This window comes from Ramlibacter sp. GS1-15 (assembly GCF_057785015.1).
The window spans coordinates 3,683,062-3,702,281 of record NZ_JBYNTU010000001.1; the positions used below are offsets into that span (position 1 = coordinate 3,683,062).

Below are 19,220 nucleotides of genomic sequence, written 5' to 3' on the forward strand. Positions count from 1 at the left end.
GGTCAAACGAAGTGCGCGCCTCGCGTCACTCGCGTCACTCGGTAGGAGCGCCTTCGCTCTGCTCGGGCGCCGCTTCGGTGGCGCTCGCCAGTTCCGCGGCTTCGGCGTCGGCGATGGCGCGGCGCTCGGCCTCGTCCATCTGGTCTTTCACCTTGCGTGCCTGGTGGTAGGCCATGCCGGTGCCCGCGGGGATCAGGCGGCCGACGATGACGTTCTCCTTCAGGCCGCGCAGCTCGTCGCGCTTGCCCATGATCGCCGCTTCGGTCAGCACGCGCGTCGTTTCCTGGAAGGACGCGGCGGAGATGAACGAATCGGTCGACAGCGAGGCCTTCGTGATGCCCAGCAGCAGGTTGCTGTAGGTCGCCGGGATCTTGCCCTCGCCGCGCAGCCTGTCATTGGTGTCGAGCATCTCGGAGCGCTCCACCTGCTCGCCGGCGATGTAGGACGATTCGCCCGGGTTCTCGACCACGACACGGCGCAGCATCTGGCGAACGATCACCTCGATGTGCTTGTCGTTGATCTTCACGCCCTGCAGGCGGTAGACGTCCTGCACCTCGTCGACGATGTAGCGCGCGAGTTCCTCGGCGCCCAGCAGGCGCAGGATGTCCTGCGGGTCCGCCGGGCCGTCGACCACGACTTCGCCCTTGTTCACCACCTGGCCTTCGTGCACGAGGATGTTCTTTTCCTTGGGCACGAGGTCCTCCCAGACCTTGCCTTCCGGGTCGGTGATCTGCAGGCGGATCTTGCCCTTGGTCTCCTTGCCGAACGACACCGTGCCGGTGATCTCGGCGAGCACGCCCTTGTCCTTGGGCGAACGCGCTTCGAACAGCTCGGCCACGCGCGGCAGACCGCCCGTGATGTCGCGGGTCTTCTGGCCTTCGATCGGGATGCGCGCCAGCACCTCGCCGGGGTTCACGTCCTGGCCGTCGCGCACCTGGATCAGCGAGCCGACCGGGAAGCCGATCGTCACCGAGTGGTCGGTGCCGGGGATCTTCACCTCGTTGCCGGCGGCGTCGATCAGCTTGACCTGCGGGCGCATCGCCTTGGCGCTGCGCTTCGGGTCGAACTTGATGACGACCAGCGTCGACAGGCCGGTCACTTCATCGACCTGCTTGGCGACCGTGAGGCCTTCCTCGACGTGCTCGAACTTCACCTTGCCGGCGAATTCCGTGATGATGGGTCGCGTCAGCGGGTCCCACGTGGCCAGCACGCGGCCGGCCTTGACGTGCTCGTCGGCCTTCACCGTGAGCGTCGCGCCGTACGGCACCTTGTGGCGCTCGCGCTCGCGGCCGTGCTCGTCGTGGATGACGATCTCGCCCGAACGCGCGATCACCACGAGTTCGCCCTTGCTGTTGGTCACGTAGCGCATCGTGGTGTTGAAGCCCACGATGCCCGTCGATTTGGCCTCCACGCTCGACGCGATCGCCGCGCGCGACGCCGCACCACCGATGTGGAACGTGCGCATCGTCAGCTGCGTGCCGGGCTCGCCGATCGACTGGGCGGCGATCACGCCGACGGCCTCGCCGACGTTCACCAGGCCGCCGCGGCCGAGGTCGCGGCCGTAGCACTTGGAGCACAGGCCGAAGCGGGTCGCGCAGGTCAGGGCCGTGCGCACCTTCACTTCGTCCACGCCCGCGGCTTCCAGCGCCTCGACGGCGTCCTCGTCGAACATGTCGCCGGCCTTGACGACCACCGTGCGGCTCTCGGGATGCAGCACGTCCTCGGCGGCCACGCGGCCCAGGATCCGGTCGCGCAGCGACTCGATCACCTCGCCGCCCTCGACGATCGCGCGCATCACCGAGCCTTCGACGGTGCCGCAATCCTCTTCGGTCACGACCAGGTCCTGCGTCACGTCGACCAGGCGGCGCGTGAGGTAGCCCGAGTTCGCGGTCTTCAGCGCCGTGTCCGCCAGGCCCTTGCGGGCGCCGTGGGTGGAGATGAAGTACTGCAGCACGTTCAGGCCTTCGCGGAAGTTGGCCGTGATCGGCGTCTCGATGATCGAGCCGTCCGGCTTGGCCATCAGGCCGCGCATGCCCGCCAGCTGGCGGATCTGGGCGGCGGAACCGCGGGCGCCCGAGTCGGCCATCATGTAGATGGAGTTGAACGACTCCTGCTCGACTTCCTTGTCGTTGCGGTCCCGGGTCTTTTCCTTGGCCAGCTGGGCCATCATGACCTTCGACACTTCGTCGCCGGCCTTGCCCCAGATGTCCACGACCTTGTTGTAGCGCTCGCCGGCCGTGACGAGGCCCGAGACATACTGCTGCTCGATTTCCTTCACTTCCTTCTCGGCGCGGCCGATGATCTCGGACTTCTGCGGCGGCACCAGCATGTCGTCGATGGCGATCGAGATGCCGGCCTTGGTCGCGAGGCGGAAGCCGTTCTGCAGCAGCTTGTCGGCGAAGACCACGGTCTCCTTCAGGCCGCACTTGCGGAACGAAGCGTTGATCAGCTTGCTGATCTCCTTCTTCTTCAGCGCCTTGTTGATGTTGGAGAACGGCAGGCCCTTGGGCAGGATCTCCGACAGCAGCGCGCGGCCGACGGTCGTGTCGACCAGCGACGTGCTCGGCACGAATTCGCCGGTGGCCTTGTCCTTGTTCCACTCGGTCAGGCGCACCGCGACCTTGGCCGTGAGCTCGACCTGGTTGGCGTCGAGCGCGCGCTGCACTTCACCGATGTCGGCGAAGATCATGCCTTCGCCGCGGGCGTTGATGCGCTCGCGCGTCGTGTAGTACAGGCCCAGCACCACGTCCTGCGACGGCACGATGGACGGCTCGCCGTTGGCGGGGAACAGCACGTTGTTGGACGCGAGCATGAGCGCGCGCGCTTCCATCTGCGCTTCCACCGACAGCGGCACGTGCACGGCCATTTGGTCGCCGTCGAAGTCGGCGTTGAACGCCGCGCAGACGAGCGGGTGCAGCTGGATCGCCTTGCCTTCGATCAGGATCGGCTCGAAGGCCTGGATGCCCAGGCGGTGCAGCGTCGGGGCGCGGTTCAGCAGGACCGGGTGCTCCTTGATCACCTCTTCGAGGATGTCCCACACCACCGGCGTGCCGGCTTCGACCTCCTTCTTCGCGGCCTTGATGGTCGTGGCGATGCCCATCGCTTCCAGGCGCGAGAAGATGAACGGCTTGAACAGCTCCAGCGCCATCAGCTTGGGCAGGCCGCACTGGTGCAGCTTGAGCGTCGGGCCCACGGTGATGACCGAGCGGCCCGAGTAGTCGACGCGCTTGCCCAGCAGGTTCTGGCGGAAGCGGCCCGACTTGCCCTTGATCATGTCGGCCAGCGACTTCAGTGCGCGCTTGTTCGCGCCCGTCATCGCCTTGCCGCGGCGGCCGTTGTCCAGCAGCGAATCCACCGCTTCCTGCAGCATCCGCTTCTCGTTGCGCGCGATGATCTCCGGGGCCTTCAGCTCCAGCAGGCGGCGCAGGCGCGAGTTGCGGTTGATGACGCGGCGGTACAGGTCGTTGAGGTCCGAGGTCGCGAAGCGGCCGCCGTCCAGCGGCACCAGCGGACGCAGGTCCGGCGGCAGCACGGGCAGCACGTCCATCACCATCCACTCGGGCTTGATGCCGGACTTCTTGAACGCCTCGAGCACCTTCAGGCGCTTGGCGTTCTTCTTCACCTTGACTTCGGAGCCGGTCAGGTCGCCGCGCAGCTTCTCGATCTCGATGTCGATGTCGATGCCCTGCAGCAGGTCCTTGATGCCTTCGGCGCCCATCTTGGCGACGAACTCGTCACCGTACTCCTTGCGCTTGGCCTCGTAGTCGTCCTCGGACATGATGCCGAATTTCTTCAGCGGGGTCATGCCGGGGTCGGTGATGACGTAGGCTTCGAAGTACAGCACGCGTTCGATGTCGCGCAGCGTCATGTCGAGCACCAGGCCCAGGCGCGACGGCAGCGACTTCAGGAACCAGATGTGCGCGCAGGGCGCGGCCAGGTCGATGTGGCCCATGCGCTCGCGACGCACCTTGGTCTGCGTGACTTCGACGCCGCACTTCTCGCAGATGACGCCGCGGTGCTTCAGGCGCTTGTACTTGCCGCACAGGCACTCGTAGTCCTTGATCGGGCCGAAGATCTTCGCGCAGAAGAGGCCGTCCCGCTCGGGCTTGAAGGTGCGGTAGTTGATCGTCTCGGGCTTCTTGACTTCACCGAAGGACCACGAGCGGATCTTCTCCGGCGAGGCAATGCCGATGCGGATGGCATCGAAATGCTCGTCCGGCGTGAATTGTTTGAACAGGTCGAGTAGCGATTTCATGTGTCTTGACCCTTTGAATTAAGAACGCTCGAGTTCCATGTCGATGCCCAGCGAGCGGATTTCCTTCACCAGCACGTTGAAGGATTCCGGCATGCCGGCCTCGATGGCGTGTTCGCCCTTGACGATGTTCTCGTAGACCTTGGTGCGGCCTTGCACGTCGTCGGACTTCACGGTCAGCATTTCCTGCAGCGTGTACGAAGCGCCGTACGCTTCCAGCGCCCACACTTCCATCTCGCCGAAACGCTGGCCGCCGAACTGGGCCTTGCCGCCCAGCGGTTGCTGCGTGACCAGCGAGTACGGGCCGGTCGAGCGCGCGTGCATCTTGTCGTCCACCAGGTGGTGCAGCTTCAGCACGTGCATGTAGCCCACGGTCACCGGACGCTCGAACTGGTCGCCCGTGCGGCCGTCGTACAGGAAAGCCTGCGTGCGGGTGGCCGTCAGGCCCTTGGCCTTGGCGACTTCCTCGGGGTAGGCGAGCTGCAGCATGTTGCGGATCTCGGCCTCGGCGGCGCCGTCGAACACCGGCGTCGCGAAGGGCACGCCCTTGGCGAGTTCGCCGGCCATCTCCAGCACCTGGTCGTCGGAGAGCGTCGCCAGGTCTTCCTTGCGGCCCGACTTGTTGTACAGCTCGTCCATGAACTTGCGCAGTTCGGCCTGCTTGGCTTCCTGCTGCAGCATGTTGCCGATGCGCTGGCCGATGCCCTTGGCGGCCCAGCCCAGGTGCACTTCCAGCACCTGGCCCACGTTCATGCGCGAAGGCACGCCCAGCGGGTTCAGCACGATGTCGCACGGCGTGCCGTCGGCCATGTAGGGCATGTCCTCGACCGGAACGATCTTGGAGACCACGCCCTTGTTGCCGTGGCGGCCGGCCATCTTGTCGCCGGGCTGCAGGCGGCGCTTGACGGCCAGGTACACCTTGACCATCTTCAGCACGCCGGCCGGCAGCTCGTCGCCCTGCGTGAGCTTCTTGCGCTTCTCTTCGAACGCGAGGTCGAAGCTGTGGCGCGTCTGCTCCAGCGAGTTCTTGATCGACTCGAGCTGCTGCGCGACATCGTCGTCGGCGGGGCGGATGTCGAACCAGTTGAACTTCTCGACCGACTGCAGGTATTGCTTGTCGATCTTCGTGCCCTTGGGCAGCTTGTTCGGGCCGCCGTTGGCGATCTTGCCGACCAGGATCTTCTCCATGCGGTCGAACGCGTCGGCCTCGACGATGCGCAGCTGGTCGTTCAGGTCCAGGCGGAAGCGCTTCAGTTCATCGTCGATGATCTGTTGCGCCCGCTTGTCGCGCTGGATGCCTTCGCGCGTGAACACCTGCACGTCGATCACGGTGCCTTGCGAGCCCTGGTCGACGCGCAGCGACGTGTCCTTCACGTCCGAAGCCTTCTCGCCGAAGATCGCGCGCAGCAGCTTTTCTTCCGGCGTCAGCGTGGTTTCGCCCTTCGGCGTCACTTTGCCCACCAGCGTGTCGCCCGGCATGACTTCCGCGCCCACGTAGATGATGCCGCTCTCGTCCAGGCGATTGAGCTGCTGCTCCGACAGGTTCGGGATGTCGCGCGTGATTTCCTCGGCGCCCAGCTTCGTGTCGCGCGCCATCACCACGAGCTCCTCGATGTGGATCGAGGTGTAGCGGTCGTCGGCGACGACGCGCTCGGAGATCAGGATCGAGTCCTCGAAGTTGTAGCCGTTCCAGGGCATGAACGCGACCAGCATGTTCTGGCCGAGCGCGAGCTCGCCCAGGTCCGTGGACGCGCCGTCGGCCACCACGTCGCCCTTGGCGATGCGGTCGCCGCGCTTGACGATCGGGCGCTGGTGGATGTTCGTGTTCTGGTTGGAACGCTGGTACTTGATCAGGTTGTAGATGTCGACGCCGACTTCGCCCGCCTGGGCTTCGTCGTCGTTCACGCGCACCACGATGCGGGTGGCGTCGACATAGTCGACCACGCCGCCGCGGTTGGCCGTGACCACCGTGCCCGAGTCGACCGCGGAGACACGCTCGATGCCCGTGCCGACGAAGGCCTTCTCCGGACGCAGCACCGGCACGGCCTGGCGCTGCATGTTGGCGCCCATCAGCGCGCGGTTGGCGTCGTCGTGCTCGAGGAACGGCACCAGCGAGGCCGCCACCGACACGATCTGCGCCGGCGACACGTCCATGTACTGGATGCGGTCGGCGCTGACCAGGATCGATTCGCCGTGCTCACGCGCGGACACGAGATCGCCGGTCAGGCGGCCTTCGGCGTCCAGCACTGCGTTGGCCTGGGCGATCACGTACTTGCCTTCCTCGATGGCGGACAGGTAATCGATCTGGTCGGTCACCTTGCCGTCGACCACGCGGCGGTACGGCGTCTCGATGAAGCCGTACTCGTTCAGGCGCGCGTACAGGGCCAGCGAGTTGATCAGGCCGATGTTCGGTCCTTCCGGCGTCTCGATCGGGCACACGCGGCCGTAGTGCGTGACGTGCACGTCGCGCACCTCGAAGCCGGCGCGCTCGCGCGTCAGGCCGCCCGGGCCCAGTGCGGAGACGCGGCGCTTGTGCGTGATCTCGGACAGCGGGTTGGTCTGGTCCATGAACTGCGACAGCTGCGACGCACCGAAGAACTCCTTCAGCGCCGCGGAAATCGGCTTGGAGTTGATCAGGTCGTGCGGCATCAGCGGCTCTTGCTCGGCCTGGCCGAGGCGCTCCTTCACGGCCTTCTCGATGCGGGCGAGGCCGGTGCGGTACTGGTTCTCGGCCAGCTCGCCCACGCAGCGCACGCGGCGGTTGCCGAGGTGGTCGATGTCGTCCACTTCGCCGCGGCCGTTGCGCAGGTCCACCAGGATCTTCACGACGGCGAGGATGTCCTCGTTCGTCAGCACCATCGGGCCGTCCGCGGTGTCGCGGCCGACCTTGGCGTTGAACTTCATGCGGCCGACGCGCGACAGGTCGTAGGTGTCGGGGTTGTAGAACAGGCGCTGGAACAGGGCCTGCACCGCGTCTTCCGTCGGCGGCTCGCCGGGGCGCATCATGCGGTAGATGGCCACGCGCGCGGCGAACTCGTCCACCGTTTCGTCGATGCGCAGCGTCTGCGAGATGTAGGCGCCCTGGTCCAGCTCGTTCGTGTAGATGACCTGCAGGTCCTGGATGCCGGCCTGGCGCAGCTTCTTGAGCAGCGATTCGGTCAGCTCGTCGTTGGCCTTGGCCAGGATTTCGCCGGTGTCCGGCTCGACGATGTTGCGGGCGATGACGCGGCCCACGAGGTAGTCCTCGGGCACGCTGATGTGCGTCGTGCCGGACTGCTCGAGGTCACGCGTGTGGCGCGCCGTGACGCGCTTGTCCTTGGTGACGATGACCTTGCCGGACTTGTCGGTGATGTCGAAACGCGCCACTTCGCCGCGCAGGCGCTCGGGCACGAATTCCATCTGCGCGCCGCTGTCCATCAGGCGGAAGTTGTCGTTGACGAAGAAGTTCGCCAGGATCGATTCCGGCGTCAGGCCGATGGCCTTCAGCAGGATCGTCACCGGCATCTTGCGGCGACGGTCGACGCGGAAGTACAGCACGTCCTTCGGGTCGAACTCGAAATCGAGCCACGAGCCGCGGTAGGGGATGATGCGCGCGGAGAACAGCAGCTTGCCCGAGCTGTGGGTCTTGCCCTTGTCGTGCTCGAAGAACACGCCCGGCGAGCGGTGCAGCTGCGACACGATCACGCGCTCGGTGCCGTTGATGATGAACGAGCCCTTGTCCGTCATGAGCGGCACTTCGCCCATGTAGACCTCCTGCTCCTTCACTTCCTTCACGACCTTCGACTGCGGCGTCGACGATTCGCGGTCGTAGATGATCAGCTGCACCTTGGCGCGCACGGCGGACGCATAGGTCAGGCCGCGGGTCTGGCACTCGCGCACGTCGAACGCGGGCTTGGCCAGGTTGTATTCGAGGAACTTCATCTCCACGAAGCCGTTGTGGGAGACGATCGGGAACGCCGCGTTGAACGCGGCCTGCAGGCCCTCGTTGGTGCGCTTTTGCGAATGGATGTCGGCTTGCAGGAAGGCGGTGTACGCGTCCTTCTGCATCTGCAGCAGGTAGGGAATTTCGAGCACGCTGTCGCGCTTGCCGAAACTCTTGCGGATGCGCTTGCGTTCGGTGTAAGAATAGGCCATGAGATCTCCGGGCAATAACTCGGGCTATTGAGCTCGCTCACAACTGTTGCCCCGCGCAGGCGTCAGCCGGGCGGGGCGTCTTGGCGGGTTGGCCACTACCAACCATGGCGGACGGCCGCGCATTGCACGCGGCCCGAACCAAGGCATCTCCTGCAGTCGGAATCAGAAGACACTCGTAAACACTGGGGAACCCGCTATTGGACCAGTGTTTGCGAGTGCGCACTGCCCGCACTCGTAAAAGCACCAAAGGCTGGAGGCCCTTTCACGAGCCTCCAGCCCCGGTCGCTGAGCTCGATTACTTGAGCTCGACCTTGGCGCCGGCGTCTTCCAGCTTCTTCTTGGCCGCCTCGGCGTCGGCCTTGGCCACGCCTTCCTTGACCGGCTTCGGCGCACCGTCGACCAGGTCCTTGGCTTCCTTCAGGCCCAGGCCGGTGATTTCGCGCACGGCCTTGATGACGGACACCTTGTTGGCGCCGGCTTCCATCAGCTGGACCGTGAACTCGGTCTTCTCTTCGGCGGCCGGCGCGGCGGCGCCGCCACCGCCACCAGCGGCCGGCGCGGCCATGGCCGCGGCGGACACGCCGAACTTTTCCTCGATCGCCTTGACGAGGTCGTTGAGTTCCATGACCGACATGCTGTCCAGGGCCGTGAGGAATGCGTCTTTGTCGAATGCCATTTCAGTTTTCCTTCGAAAGTTGCTGTCAAGCAGCCGCGGTCGCGGCTGCACCTTCTGTCTTCTTCGCCGCAAGCGCGCTCAGCACGACGGCTGTGCGCGAGATGGGCGACTTGAGCAAGCCGCAAAGCTGGGCCAGCAGAACTTCCTTGGAGGGAATGTTCGCCAGCTGCTTCACGCCGTTGACGTCCAGGGCCTTGCCCGCGAACGCGCCGCCGCGAATGACCAGCTTGTCGTTGGTCTTCGCGAAATCGGCCACCACCTTGGCGGCAGCGACAGCGTCCACGGAGAAGCCGTAGATCAGCGGGCCGGTCATCTTGTCGCCCACCACTTCGAACTGGCTGCCGGCCACAGCACGGCGGGCCAGCGTGTTCTTCAGAACACTCAGCTCCACTCCGTTGCTGCGAGCGGCGCTGCGCAGTTTCGTCATGTCGGCGACCGTGATGCCGCGGTATTCCGCCATCACCAGCGTTTGAGCTCTTGCGGCGAGCGCCGTCACCTCGTCGATGACGGCTTGCTTCTCACTGCGATTCAGACTCAAGGTCTACTCCTTCAAATGGGCCGTCGATCGCTCTTCGGCCCGCCTTCGTTGCAGCGACCAACCTCGGAAAGAAACTCTCGAATCCATCTTCGGCGGGATCGCCATCTGCGCTGGCTGCTTCCATTAAGGGGATCGCTCCCCGCCAGCGGTCTTGGATGGGCGGATGCCCACCACACCCCGCGAACCTGCCCGCTCGCGGGGAATCCTTTCGCGATTACGCCGAGATGGATTGCGTGTCCACGCGGACACCCAGACCCATGGTCGACGACACCGCCACCTTCCTCAGGTACACGCCCTTGCTCGACGCCGGCTTGGCCTTGTTCAGCGCATCGATCAGCGCGGCCAGGTTGCCCTGCAGCTTGTCCGCTTCGAACGAGCGGCGGCCGATGGAGGCGTGGATGATGCCGGCCTTGTCGGCACGGAACTGCACCTGGCCGGCCTTGGCGTTCTTCACCGCCGTCGCGACATCGGGCGTCACCGTGCCGACCTTCGGGTTCGGCATCAGGCCGCGCGGGCCGAGGATCTGGCCCAGCTGGCCGACCACGCGCATCGCGTCCGGCGCGGCGATCACCACGTCGAACGGCATGTCGCCGGCCTTCACCTTGGCGGCGAGGTCGTCCATGCCGACGATGTCGGCGCCGGCGGCCTTGGCTTCTTCAGCCTTCGCGCCCTGGGCGAACACGGCCACGCGCTTGGTCTTGCCGGTGCCGTTGGGCATCACCACGGCACCACGCACCACCTGGTCCGACTTCTTCGGGTCGATGCCCAGCTGCACGGCGACGTCGATCGACTCGTCGAACTTGGCCGTAGCGGCTTCCTTCACGATGCCGATGGCTTCGGTGAGCGCGTACAGCTTCGTGCTGTCGACCTTGCCCTCGAGGGCTTTCTGCTTCTTGGTGAGCTTTGCCATGATCAGAGTCCTTCCACCGTGATGCCCATCGAGCGGGCCGAGCCGGCCAGCGTCCTGATGGCGGCGTTCACGTCAGCGGCGTTCATGTCCTTCAGCTTGGTCTTGGCGATCTCCTCGAGCTGCGCGCGGGTGATCTTGCCGACCTTGTTGCTGTGCGGCGTGGACGAGCCCTTGTCGATCTTGACGGCCTTCTTGATCAGGACCGTCGCCGGGGGCGTCTTGATGATGAACGTGAAGCTCTTGTCCGCGTACGCCGTGATCACGACGGGCAGCGGCAGGCCGGGTTCCACGCCCTGGGTCTGCGCGTTGAACGCCTTGCAGAACTCCATGATGTTCAGGCCACGCTGACCGAGCGCGGGCCCGATCGGCGGCGACGGATTGGCCTTGCCAGCCGGCACTTGCAGCTTGACAAAACCGACGATTTTCTTCGCCATGGTTTTTCACTCCTTGCGGGTACGAACGCCGGGCACGCAGGCCACGGCTCCCCGGGGTTAACGACTCGCTTTCTTCGACCGGGCGCGGAGTCGGTGCGCGCCAGGCGTTCGTCAGGTCTTCTCGACCTGGCTGAATTCCAGTTCCACGGGCGTGGCGCGACCGAAGATCGTCACCGACACGCGGACCTTGTTCTTCTCGTAGTTGACTTCCTCGACCGTGCCGTTGAAGTCGGTGAACGGGCCGTCCTTGACGCGCACGTACTCGCCGGTGATGAATTCGACCTTGTGGCGCGGCTTCTCGGTGCCCTGCTCCATCTGGCCCAGGATCTTCGCGACTTCGTCCTCGGAAATCGGCGCCGGGCGGTTCTTCGCGCCCCCCACGAATCCCGTGACCTTGTTGGTATGCTTCACCAGGTGCCAGGTGTCGTCGTTCATCACCATCTGCACCAGCACGTAGCCGGGATAGAGGCGCCGCTCGGACGTCTTCTTCTGGCCGTTCTTGATCTCGACCACTTCCTCGGTGGGCACCATGATCTGGCCGAACATGTCCTGCATGCCCGAGCGCGCGATGCGCTCCTTGATGTTGCGCTCCACCGCCTTTTCCATGCCGGAATAGGCGTGCACGATGTACCAGTGCATGTCGGGGTGCGTCGGCTTGGCCGGCGTCTGCGCTTCGGACGGGGCGGGCGCTTGGGTATCGGTGTCGCTCATTACTTCTTCCACCCCAGGATCAGGTCGTACAGCACCCACTCGAGCGTCTTGTCGGTGGTCCACAGGAACAGGGCCATGATCACGCAGAAGCCGAGCACGTACAGCGTCATCTGCACGGACTCCTTGCGCGTGGGCCACACGACCTTCTTGACTTCCTTCCACGAGTCGCGGCCGAAGGCGGCGAACTGCCTGCCGGTCTCGGAGGTCATGAAGACGACGAACGCCGCCGCGAGGCCCAGCACCAGCGCGCCCCATTGCGCGACCTGGCCCTGCCTGCCCAGCACGTAGAAAGCCACCAGGGCGGCGACCACCAGGGCGATCGCTCCGCCCAGCTTGGCCTTGTCGGCGCCGGTGCTCACGGTTTCAACTTGTGAAGTGGCCATAGAAGCCGCTTTTTCCTTCAATTCTTAAAACGCTGAAGCCCGACACGCGTCGGGCTTGCTGGAACAGGCGCCACTCAGGTGGCAGGGGCAGTAGGAATCGAACCTACAACCTTCGGTTTTGGAGACCGACGCTCTGCCAATTGAGCTATACCCCTCCTGTCCTTACTCCATGATCTTCGCGACGACGCCGGCGCCCACGGTCTTGCCGCCCTCGCGGATGGCAAAGCGCAGGCCCTCTTCCATGGCGATCGGGGCGATCAGCTTGACGGTGATCGTCACGTTGTCCCCGGGCATCACCATCTCCTTGTCCTTGGGCAGCTCGATGGCACCGGTCACGTCCGTGGTGCGGAAGTAGAACTGCGGGCGGTAGTTGTTGAAGAACGGCGTGTGACGGCCGCCCTCGTCCTTGGACAGCACGTACACCTCGGCGGTGAAGTGCGTGTGCGGCTTGATCGAGCCGGGCTTGGCCAGCACCTGGCCGCGCTCGACTTCCTCGCGCTTGGTGCCGCGCAGCAGGATACCGACGTTGTCGCCGGCCTGGCCCTGGTCCAGCAGCTTGCGGAACATTTCCACGCCGGTGCAGGTGGTCTTGAGCGTCGGTTTGATGCCCACGATCTCGATTTCCTCGCCGACCTTGATCACGCCGCGCTCCACGCGGCCCGTCACAACCGTGCCGCGCCCGGAGATGGAGAAGACGTCTTCCACGGGCATCAGGAACGCGCCGTCCACCGCGCGCTCGGGCGTGGGGATGTAGCTGTCCAGCGCATCGGCCAGCTTCATGATGGCCTGCTCGCCCAGCTCGCCCTTGTCGCCTTCGATGGCCAGCTTGGCCGAGCCGTGGATGATGGGGGTGTCGTCGCCGGGGAATTCGTACTTCGAGAGCAGCTCGCGCACTTCCATCTCGACCAGCTCCAGCAGCTCGGCGTCATCGACCATGTCGCACTTGTTCAGGAACACGATGATGTAGGGAACGCCCACCTGGCGCGCCAGCAGGATGTGCTCGCGCGTCTGGGGCATGGGGCCGTCGGCGGCCGACACGACCAGGATGGCGCCGTCCATCTGGGCAGCGCCCGTGATCATGTTCTTGACGTAGTCGGCGTGGCCGGGGCAGTCCACGTGGGCGTAGTGGCGGTTGGCCGTCTCGTATTCCACGTGGGCGGTGTTGATGGTGATGCCGCGCGCCTTTTCTTCGGGAGCCGCGTCGATCTGGTCGTATGCCTTGGCTTCGCCGCCGAACTTGGCCGCCAGGATCGTGGTGATGGCCGCCGTCAGCGTCGTCTTGCCATGGTCCACGTGGCCGATCGTGCCCACGTTCACGTGCGGCTTGGTCCGCTCGAATTTGCCTTTTGCCATTTTTCGACTCTCCGAAAAGTAACGTTCAACTCAGCTGGCGCCCAAAACCGCAGTTTCGACGCCTTTCAACCTGGTGCCCTTGGCGGGAATCGGACCCGCGACCTCTCCCTTACCAAGGGAGTGCTCTACCACTGAGCCACAAGGGCGATATTCCTGCCAATCTCATCAGCGCGGCGCTTCGTGGAGCGGGAGACGGGAATCGAACCCGCGTCATCAGCTTGGAAGGCTGGGGTTCTACCATTGAACTACTCCCGCCTCGATGCCCAACGCGCATTCGGCACCGCGCAACAAACTCATCCTTTCGCCGGTCACCAGCCTTCTTCTGGGGCTGGTGGAGGAGGTTGGATTCGAACCAACGTAGGCGTAAGCCAACAGATTTACAGTCTGCCCCCTTTAGCCACTCGGGCACCCCTCCGGCGAACCTCGAAATATAGCATGTTTTGGCTGGGCGGGCCGACACACCGGCGTGCACGGACGTTGCTAGCTTCGCAGGGATGAAAACCTTGAATCTCGCGCTCCAGGGCGGCGGCTCGCACGGCGCGTTCACCTGGGGCGTGCTCGACGCGATCCTGGCCGATCCCCGCATCGAGCTGGAGGGGCTGAGCGGCACCAGCGCCGGCGCCGTGAATGCCGTCGCGCTGGCCAGCGGCTACGCCTCGGGGCTGGCGCATGGCCGCGATCCCCGCGAGGAGGCGCGGGCGTCGCTCGCGCGCGTCTGGGGCGAGGTCAGCGCGTGGGGCAGCCTGGCGGCACTGCCGGCCCAGATCGCGACTGTGCTGTGGGGCGGCATGGTGTCGCCCTACCAGTCCAACCCGCTCAACCTCAACCCCCTGCTGGCCTTGCTCGAACGCGAAATCGATTTCGAGGCCGTCGCGCGCGGCCCGCTCAAGGTGTTCGTCTCCGCCACTCACGTGCGCACCGGCAAGGCCGTGATCTTCACGGGCCGCGACCTGACGGCCTCCACGGTCATGGCGTCGGCCTGCCTGCCGATGCTCTTCAAGGCGGTGGAGATCGACGGCGAGCACTACTGGGACGGCGGCTATTCGGTGAACCCCGCCATCACGCCGCTGATCGAGGCGTGCCTCTGCCCCGACGTGCTGCTCGTTCAGATCAACCCGCTCACGCGCGAGGAGATCCCGCGCACCACCTCCGAGATCGCCGACCGCGTGAGCGAACTCACCTTCAATGCGAGCCTGCTCACGCAGATGCGCTCGATCGACCTCATCAACCAGTTGATCGCACGGGGCGCGCTCAAAGGCACGGGCCTGAAGACGGTGCACCTGCACCGCATCGACGGCGGCGCGGCGACGCTCGCGTTCCCGACCTCCTCGCGCAGCCAGGTCGACAGCGCGATGATCCGCGAGCTCTTCGCGGCGGGCCAGGTCGCGGCGCGGGAGTGGCTGCGGCAGCGCTTCGACGCCATCGGACACCACGGCACGATCGACATCCGCCGCGACTACCTCGACGACACGCGCGACACGATCTCCGCACATCACACCGGGCCGGCGCAGCAGGAGCGGGGCTTTCGCCCCTGGCTGGCCCGCCTGCTCAAGCGCGCTTCAAAGCACGCCTGAGCAACCGCGCGCGGCCAGCCACTCGCGCGCCGCGGTGAAGTGACCACAGCCGAGGAAAGGCACGGGCGGACGGTTCGCCGACAGCGGCGAGGGATGGTTCGCCTGCAGCACGAGCGCTTCGCGGCCCTGCGCCCGGGCCGTGTCCCCGATCAGCTTCGCCTTGGCTTGCGCATGCGCGCCCCACAGCAGGTACACGCAGGGCGAGCATTCCGCGGCGACCTTGGCGATGAGCGCATCGGTCAGCACTTCCCAGCCCCGCTTCGCGTGGCTGCCGGGCTGGCCGTCCTCGACGGTGAGCACCGCATTGAGCAGCAGCACGCCGCGCCGGGCCCAAGCGACGAGCGAGCCGTTCGCGGGCAAGGGATCGCCCGTGCCGGCGCACAGCTCCTTGAAGATGTTGCGCAGCGAGGGCGGCAACTTCAGGCCGGGCGCCACGGAAAACGCGAGGCCTTCCGCCTGGCCCGCGCCGTGGTAGGGGTCCTGTCCGAGGATCACGGCGTGCACGCTCGCCAGCGGCGTGACTTCGAGCGCGCGCAGAGGCCGCGGCGGGTAGATGATCGCGCCGGCCGCCAGACGCTCGCGGACAAAGGCCCCGAGCTGGCGTCCGGCTTCGCTGGCGAGGAAGGCATCGACCACAGCCTGCCAGCCGGGCGCGAGGGACCATTCCTCGGGCGCCCAACGCTCCAGGTGCGGTGCGATCACGAGAAGAACAGGCGCGCGAGCGCTTCGCCCGGATCGTCGGCGCGCATGAAGGCCTCGCCGACGAGGAAGGCGTTCACGCCGGCGGCGCGCATCGTGTCCACGTCCTGCTTCGCGAGGATGCCGGATTCGGTGACGACGAGGCGGTCGGCTGGAATGTCCTTCAGCATGCCGAGCGTGGTGGCCAGCGACACGTCGAAGGTGCGCAGGTTGCGGTTGTTGACGCCCACCAGCGGCGTCCTGAGCTTCAGCGCGCGCTCGAGTTCCGCGCGGTCGTGCACCTCGACCAGCACCGCCATGTCAAGGCTGCGCGCGATCGCCTCGAGCTCCTGCATCTGGTCGTCCTGAAGGCAGGCGACGATCAGCAGGATGCAGTCCGCGCCCATCACCCGCGATTCGTAGACCTGGTACGCGTCGACCACGAAGTCCTTGCGCAGGACCGGCAGGTCGCAGGATGCGCGCGCCTGCTTGAGGTAATCGGGCTGACCCTGGAAGAACTGGCGGTCGGTCAGCACGGACAGGCAGGCCGCACCCGCTTCGGCATAGCTTTGCGCGATGTCGGCCGGGATGAACTCGCCGGGGCGCAGCACGCCCTTGCTCGGGCTTGCCTTCTTGATCTCGGCGATCACGGCGCTCCTGCCCGCCGCGATCTTGCGCCGAAGCGCGCCTTCGAAATCGCGCGTGAGCACTCGGCTTTGCGCATCGGCGCGAATCGCCTCGAGAGGGACCTTCTTCTTCGCGGCGGCGATCTCTTCGCGCTTGACGGCGACGATCTTGTCGAGGATGTCGGCCATGTCAGCTGGAAAGCTTCTTCGTGAGGTCGACGAGCTGCTGCAGCTTGGCCTTTGCCGCCCCCGAATCGAGCGCGGCACGCGCCTTCGCGATGCCGCCCGGAATCGAGTCCGCGACGTCCGCCGCATACAGCGCCACGCCCGCGTTGAAGATCACGATGTCGCGCGCCGGCCCGGGTGCGTTGGCGAGCACCGCCTGCACCATCGCCTTCGACTGCTCGGGCGTTTCGACCTTCAGGCTGCGGTTGCTCGCCATCGGCAGGCCGAAGTCCTCGGGATGGATCTCGTATTCGGCAATCTCGCCGTTCTTCAGCTCGCCGACCATCGTCGCCGCGCCGAGGCTGCATTCGTCCATGCCGTCGCGGCCGTACACGACGACCGCGTGCTCCGCGCCGAGCCGCTGCAGCGCGCGCACCTGGATGCCGACCAGGTCGGGGTGGAACACGCCCATCAGGATGTTCGGCGCCGAAGCCGGATTCGTGAGCGGCCCCAGGATGTTGAAGATCGTGCGCACGCCCAGCTCCTTGCGCACCGGCGCCACGTTCTTCATCGCGGGGTGGTGGTTGGGCGCGAACATGAAGCCGATGCCGACCTCCTGCAGGCATTGCGCGATCTGCTCGGGCTTGAGGTTGATGTTCACGCCCAGGTTCTCGAGCACGTCGGCGCTGCCGCTCTTGCTGGAGACGCTGCGCCCGCCGTGCTTGCTGACCTTCGCGCCGGCCGCGGCGGCGACGAACATCGAGCAGGTCGAGATGTTGAAGGTGTGCGAGCCGTCGCCGCCCGTGCCGACGATGTCGACCAGGTGGGTCTTGTCGGCCACGTTCACCTTGGTCGAGAACTCGCGCATCACCTGCGCGGCGGCGGTGATCTCGCCGATGGTCTCCTTCTTCACACGCAGGCCGGTGATGATGGCGGCCGTCATCAGCGGCGTGAGCTCGCCGCTCATGATCATGCGCATGATCGTGAGCATCTCGTCGTGGAAGATCTCGCGGTGCTCGATCGTGCGTTGCAGCGCTTCTTGCGGTGTGATCATGACGGTCTCCTCTTACGGATTCGGATTGTCGGTGAGGGCCAGCTTGAGGCCGAAGGCGATGAACATCGCGCCGGCGATGCGGTCGAGCCACTGCATGCCGCGCTGCACGGACTCGCGCCGCGCCATCCAGGCGGCCGCCAGCGCCCAGCCGGAATTGACCGGGATGGCGTTCAGGTTGAACAAGGTGCCGAGCAGCACGAAAGCGAGCGCCTTGTTGGCGGCGTCGGGTGCGATGAACTGCGGCACGAACGCGAGGAAGAAGATCGCGACCTTCGGGTTGAGCACGTTGGTCCAGAAGCCGCCCAGGAACACCGCGCGCAACGGCGCGGCCGGCTGCAACCGCGCCAATGCGGCGAGGTCCGCCGCCGCCGAAGGCGCACGGGCGGTCAGCAGCCTGGTCCCGATCCACAGCAGGTAGCCCGCGCCGAGCCACTTCAGCACCGTGAAGGCCGTGGCCGACGCCGCCAGCAGGGCGCTGACGCCGACCGCCGCCGCGAAGATGTGGACGAAGCAGCCGGCCGTGATGCCCAGGCCCGCGACCACGCCGGCCTTGGCGCCCGAGCGCAGCGAGTTCGTGACGATGTACAGCACGTCCGGCCCGGGCGTGAGGTTCAGGAGGATGCCCGCGCCGATGAAGAGCAGCAGCTGATGGAGTTCCGGCATCGTGCGCTCCGCTACTGGCCGAAGAACGCGCGGATCGCCGCGATCGCGCGCTCGATGCCGGCCGCGTCGACATCCAGGTGCGTGACCAGGCGCAAGCGATACAGGCCCGTGGCGAGCACGCCATGCGCCTCGAGATGCCTCAGCAGCTCGGCCGATTGCGAGCGCGCCTCGCGGACGAGGTCCACGAACACGATGTTGGTGTGCGGCGTCTGCGCCTGAAGCCCGTCGATGCCCGTCAGGCCTTCGGCCAGTCGCCGGGCGAGCGCGTGGTCTTGCGCGAGGCGATCGACGTGGTGATCGAGCGCGTACGACGCGGCTGCCGCGAGCAGGCCGGCCTGTCGCATCGCACCACCGGCCATCTTGCGCACCCGGCGCGCCCGCGCGATGAACTCCTTGGAGCCGCACAGCGCCGAACCCACCGGCGCACCCAGGCCCTTGCTGAAGCAGACCGAGACCGAGTCGAAGCACTGCGCGATGCGCCTTGCTTCCGCGCGTGCGTCGGTCTTGTCCCGGGCGCCCTGCGCCACTGCGGCGTTGAACAGGCGCGCGCCGTCGAGATGACGCGTGAGGCCGCGCGATTGCGCAAGCGCCGTCGCCTGCTCGATGTACGCCATCGGAATCAACTGCCCACCGAGCGTGTTCTCCAGCGCCAGCATCCGGCTGCGCGCGAAATGCGGATCATCCGGCTTGATCGCCGCCTCGATGTCCGCCAGCGCCAGCGTGCCGTCGGACTGGTGCGCGATCGGCTGCGGCTGCACGCTGCCGAACACCGCGCCGCCGCCGGCCTCCCAGCGGTAGCAATGCTGCATCTGGCCGACGATGTACTCGTCGCCGCGCTGGCAGTGCGACAGGATCGCGCACAGGTTGCTCTGGGTGCCGGTGGGCACGAACAGCGCCGCCTCGAAGCCGAGCATGTCGGCGACCTTCTCCTGCAGGGCGTTGACGCTCGGGTCGTCGCCGAACACGTCATCGCCGAGCGGCGCAGCCATCATCGCCTCGCGCATGCCCGCGGTGGGCCGCGTGACGGTGTCGCTGCGCAGATCGACGATGTTCATAGAGCCCCCTTGGC

General features: G+C 66.2%; 15 protein-coding genes and 4 tRNA genes. 1 reads left to right on the forward strand and 18 read right to left on the reverse strand.

Annotated features, from left to right (window positions below; translation table 11 throughout):
* Nucleotides 1-34: 34 nt before the first annotated feature.
* The 13 genes from rpoC to AC3EF3_RS18555 all read right to left on the reverse strand — a co-directional run bounded on the left by rpoC (nucleotide 35) and on the right by AC3EF3_RS18555 (nucleotide 13,806).
* Nucleotides 35-4,255: a DNA-directed RNA polymerase subunit beta' gene (gene rpoC, locus AC3EF3_RS18495; RefSeq protein ID WP_488533608.1), complete on the reverse strand. Its 4,221-nt coding sequence runs from the start codon at nucleotides 4,253-4,255 to the stop codon at nucleotides 35-37.
* An 18-nt stretch (nucleotides 4,256-4,273) separates the two neighbouring features.
* Nucleotides 4,274-8,386 carry a DNA-directed RNA polymerase subunit beta gene (gene rpoB, locus AC3EF3_RS18500; RefSeq protein WP_488533609.1) on the reverse strand — a complete coding sequence of 1,371 codons (4,113 nt, stop codon included), beginning with the start codon at nucleotides 8,384-8,386 and terminating at the stop codon, nucleotides 4,274-4,276.
* 295 nt (nucleotides 8,387-8,681) lie between these two features.
* A complete protein-coding gene (gene rplL, locus AC3EF3_RS18505) occupies nucleotides 8,682-9,062 on the reverse strand; it encodes a 50S ribosomal protein L7/L12 (RefSeq protein WP_488533610.1) in 381 nt (126 codons plus the stop codon).
* Between the two features lie 25 nt (nucleotides 9,063-9,087).
* The gene (rplJ, locus tag AC3EF3_RS18510) at nucleotides 9,088-9,600 is read right to left on the reverse strand and encodes a 50S ribosomal protein L10 (protein WP_488533611.1); all 513 of its coding nucleotides are present in this window, start codon (nucleotides 9,598-9,600) and stop codon (nucleotides 9,088-9,090) included.
* A 214-nt stretch (nucleotides 9,601-9,814) separates the two neighbouring features.
* Complete coding sequence (rplA, locus tag AC3EF3_RS18515) at nucleotides 9,815-10,510, reverse strand: 50S ribosomal protein L1 (RefSeq protein ID WP_488533612.1); 696 nt, start codon at nucleotides 10,508-10,510, stop codon at nucleotides 9,815-9,817.
* A gap of 2 nt (nucleotides 10,511-10,512) precedes the next feature.
* Complete coding sequence (gene rplK / locus AC3EF3_RS18520) at nucleotides 10,513-10,944, reverse strand: 50S ribosomal protein L11 (protein ID WP_488533613.1); 432 nt, start codon at nucleotides 10,942-10,944, stop codon at nucleotides 10,513-10,515.
* A 111-nt stretch (nucleotides 10,945-11,055) separates the two neighbouring features.
* Entirely contained in the window at nucleotides 11,056-11,655 is a 600-nt protein-coding gene (gene nusG / locus AC3EF3_RS18525) for a transcription termination/antitermination protein NusG (RefSeq protein WP_488533614.1), read from the reverse strand.
* Nucleotides 11,655-12,038 carry a preprotein translocase subunit SecE gene (gene secE / locus AC3EF3_RS18530; RefSeq protein ID WP_488533615.1) on the reverse strand — a complete coding sequence of 128 codons (384 nt, stop codon included), beginning with the start codon at nucleotides 12,036-12,038 and terminating at the stop codon, nucleotides 11,655-11,657. Before secE ends, nusG begins: the two co-directional genes overlap by 1 nt.
* 79 nt (nucleotides 12,039-12,117) lie before the next feature.
* A tRNA-Trp gene (locus tag AC3EF3_RS18535) sits at nucleotides 12,118-12,193 on the reverse strand.
* Nucleotides 12,194-12,200: 7 nt separating this feature from the next.
* Nucleotides 12,201-13,391: an elongation factor Tu gene (gene tuf / locus AC3EF3_RS18540; protein WP_488533616.1), complete on the reverse strand. Its 1,191-nt coding sequence runs from the start codon at nucleotides 13,389-13,391 to the stop codon at nucleotides 12,201-12,203.
* A 71-nt stretch (nucleotides 13,392-13,462) separates the two neighbouring features.
* Nucleotides 13,463-13,537 (reverse strand) — tRNA-Thr (locus tag AC3EF3_RS18545).
* A gap of 35 nt (nucleotides 13,538-13,572) precedes the next feature.
* Nucleotides 13,573-13,646: transfer RNA gene (locus tag AC3EF3_RS18550), tRNA-Gly, on the reverse strand.
* A gap of 74 nt (nucleotides 13,647-13,720) precedes the next feature.
* Nucleotides 13,721-13,806, reverse strand: a tRNA-Tyr gene (locus AC3EF3_RS18555).
* Between the two features lie 79 nt (nucleotides 13,807-13,885).
* Here AC3EF3_RS18555 and AC3EF3_RS18560 point away from each other — a divergent pair.
* Complete coding sequence (locus AC3EF3_RS18560) at nucleotides 13,886-14,965, forward strand: patatin-like phospholipase family protein (RefSeq protein ID WP_488533617.1); 1,080 nt, start codon at nucleotides 13,886-13,888, stop codon at nucleotides 14,963-14,965.
* Here AC3EF3_RS18560 and AC3EF3_RS18565 read toward each other — a convergent pair.
* Genes AC3EF3_RS18565 through ltaE form a run of 5 tightly spaced genes read right to left on the reverse strand, consistent with a single transcriptional unit; the run spans nucleotide 14,951 to nucleotide 19,206 of the window.
* Complete coding sequence (locus AC3EF3_RS18565; RefSeq protein ID WP_488533618.1) at nucleotides 14,951-15,667, reverse strand: uracil-DNA glycosylase; 717 nt, start codon at nucleotides 15,665-15,667, stop codon at nucleotides 14,951-14,953. The two genes, AC3EF3_RS18560 and AC3EF3_RS18565, sit on opposite strands and share 15 nt — an antisense overlap.
* Nucleotides 15,664-16,458: an indole-3-glycerol phosphate synthase TrpC gene (trpC, locus tag AC3EF3_RS18570; RefSeq protein WP_488533619.1), complete on the reverse strand. Its 795-nt coding sequence runs from the start codon at nucleotides 16,456-16,458 to the stop codon at nucleotides 15,664-15,666. Before trpC ends, AC3EF3_RS18565 begins: the two co-directional genes overlap by 4 nt.
* 1 nt (nucleotide 16,459) lies before the next feature.
* Entirely contained in the window at nucleotides 16,460-17,488 is a 1,029-nt protein-coding gene (trpD, locus tag AC3EF3_RS18575) for an anthranilate phosphoribosyltransferase (RefSeq protein ID WP_488533620.1), read from the reverse strand.
* A 12-nt stretch (nucleotides 17,489-17,500) separates the two neighbouring features.
* A complete protein-coding gene (locus tag AC3EF3_RS18580) occupies nucleotides 17,501-18,151 on the reverse strand; it encodes a LysE family translocator (RefSeq protein WP_488533621.1) in 651 nt (216 codons plus the stop codon).
* An 11-nt stretch (nucleotides 18,152-18,162) separates the two neighbouring features.
* Nucleotides 18,163-19,206, reverse strand: a complete 1,044-nt coding sequence (gene ltaE / locus AC3EF3_RS18585) for a low-specificity L-threonine aldolase (protein ID WP_488533622.1) — start codon at nucleotides 19,204-19,206, stop codon at nucleotides 18,163-18,165.
* Nucleotides 19,207-19,220 lie beyond the last annotated feature (14 nt).

What these genes read in the sequence shown, in the direction of transcription:
- rpoB (WP_488533609.1), bottom strand. Translation starts at nt 8,386, where the DNA reads ATGGCCTATTCTTACACCGAACGCAAGCGCATCCGCAAGAGTTTCGGC.
- secE (WP_488533615.1), bottom strand. Translation starts at nt 12,038, where the DNA reads ATGGCCACTTCACAAGTTGAAACCGTGAGCACCGGCGCCGACAAGGCC.
- AC3EF3_RS18560 (WP_488533617.1), top strand. Translation starts at nt 13,886, where the DNA reads ATGAAAACCTTGAATCTCGCGCTCCAGGGCGGCGGCTCGCACGGCGCG.
- rplA (WP_488533612.1), bottom strand. Translation starts at nt 10,510, where the DNA reads ATGGCAAAGCTCACCAAGAAGCAGAAAGCCCTCGAGGGCAAGGTCGAC.
- rplL (WP_488533610.1), bottom strand. Translation starts at nt 9,062, where the DNA reads ATGGCATTCGACAAAGACGCATTCCTCACGGCCCTGGACAGCATGTCG.
- rpoC (WP_488533608.1), bottom strand. Translation starts at nt 4,255, where the DNA reads ATGAAATCGCTACTCGACCTGTTCAAACAATTCACGCCGGACGAGCAT.
- ltaE (WP_488533622.1), bottom strand. Translation starts at nt 19,206, where the DNA reads ATGAACATCGTCGATCTGCGCAGCGACACCGTCACGCGGCCCACCGCG.
- rplK (WP_488533613.1), bottom strand. Translation starts at nt 10,944, where the DNA reads ATGGCGAAGAAAATCGTCGGTTTTGTCAAGCTGCAAGTGCCGGCTGGC.
- trpC (WP_488533619.1), bottom strand. Translation starts at nt 16,458, where the DNA reads ATGGCCGACATCCTCGACAAGATCGTCGCCGTCAAGCGCGAAGAGATC.
- trpD (WP_488533620.1), bottom strand. Translation starts at nt 17,488, where the DNA reads ATGATCACACCGCAAGAAGCGCTGCAACGCACGATCGAGCACCGCGAG.
- nusG (WP_488533614.1), bottom strand. Translation starts at nt 11,655, where the DNA reads ATGAGCGACACCGATACCCAAGCGCCCGCCCCGTCCGAAGCGCAGACG.
- tuf (WP_488533616.1), bottom strand. Translation starts at nt 13,391, where the DNA reads ATGGCAAAAGGCAAATTCGAGCGGACCAAGCCGCACGTGAACGTGGGC.
- AC3EF3_RS18580 (WP_488533621.1), bottom strand. Translation starts at nt 18,151, where the DNA reads ATGCCGGAACTCCATCAGCTGCTGCTCTTCATCGGCGCGGGCATCCTC.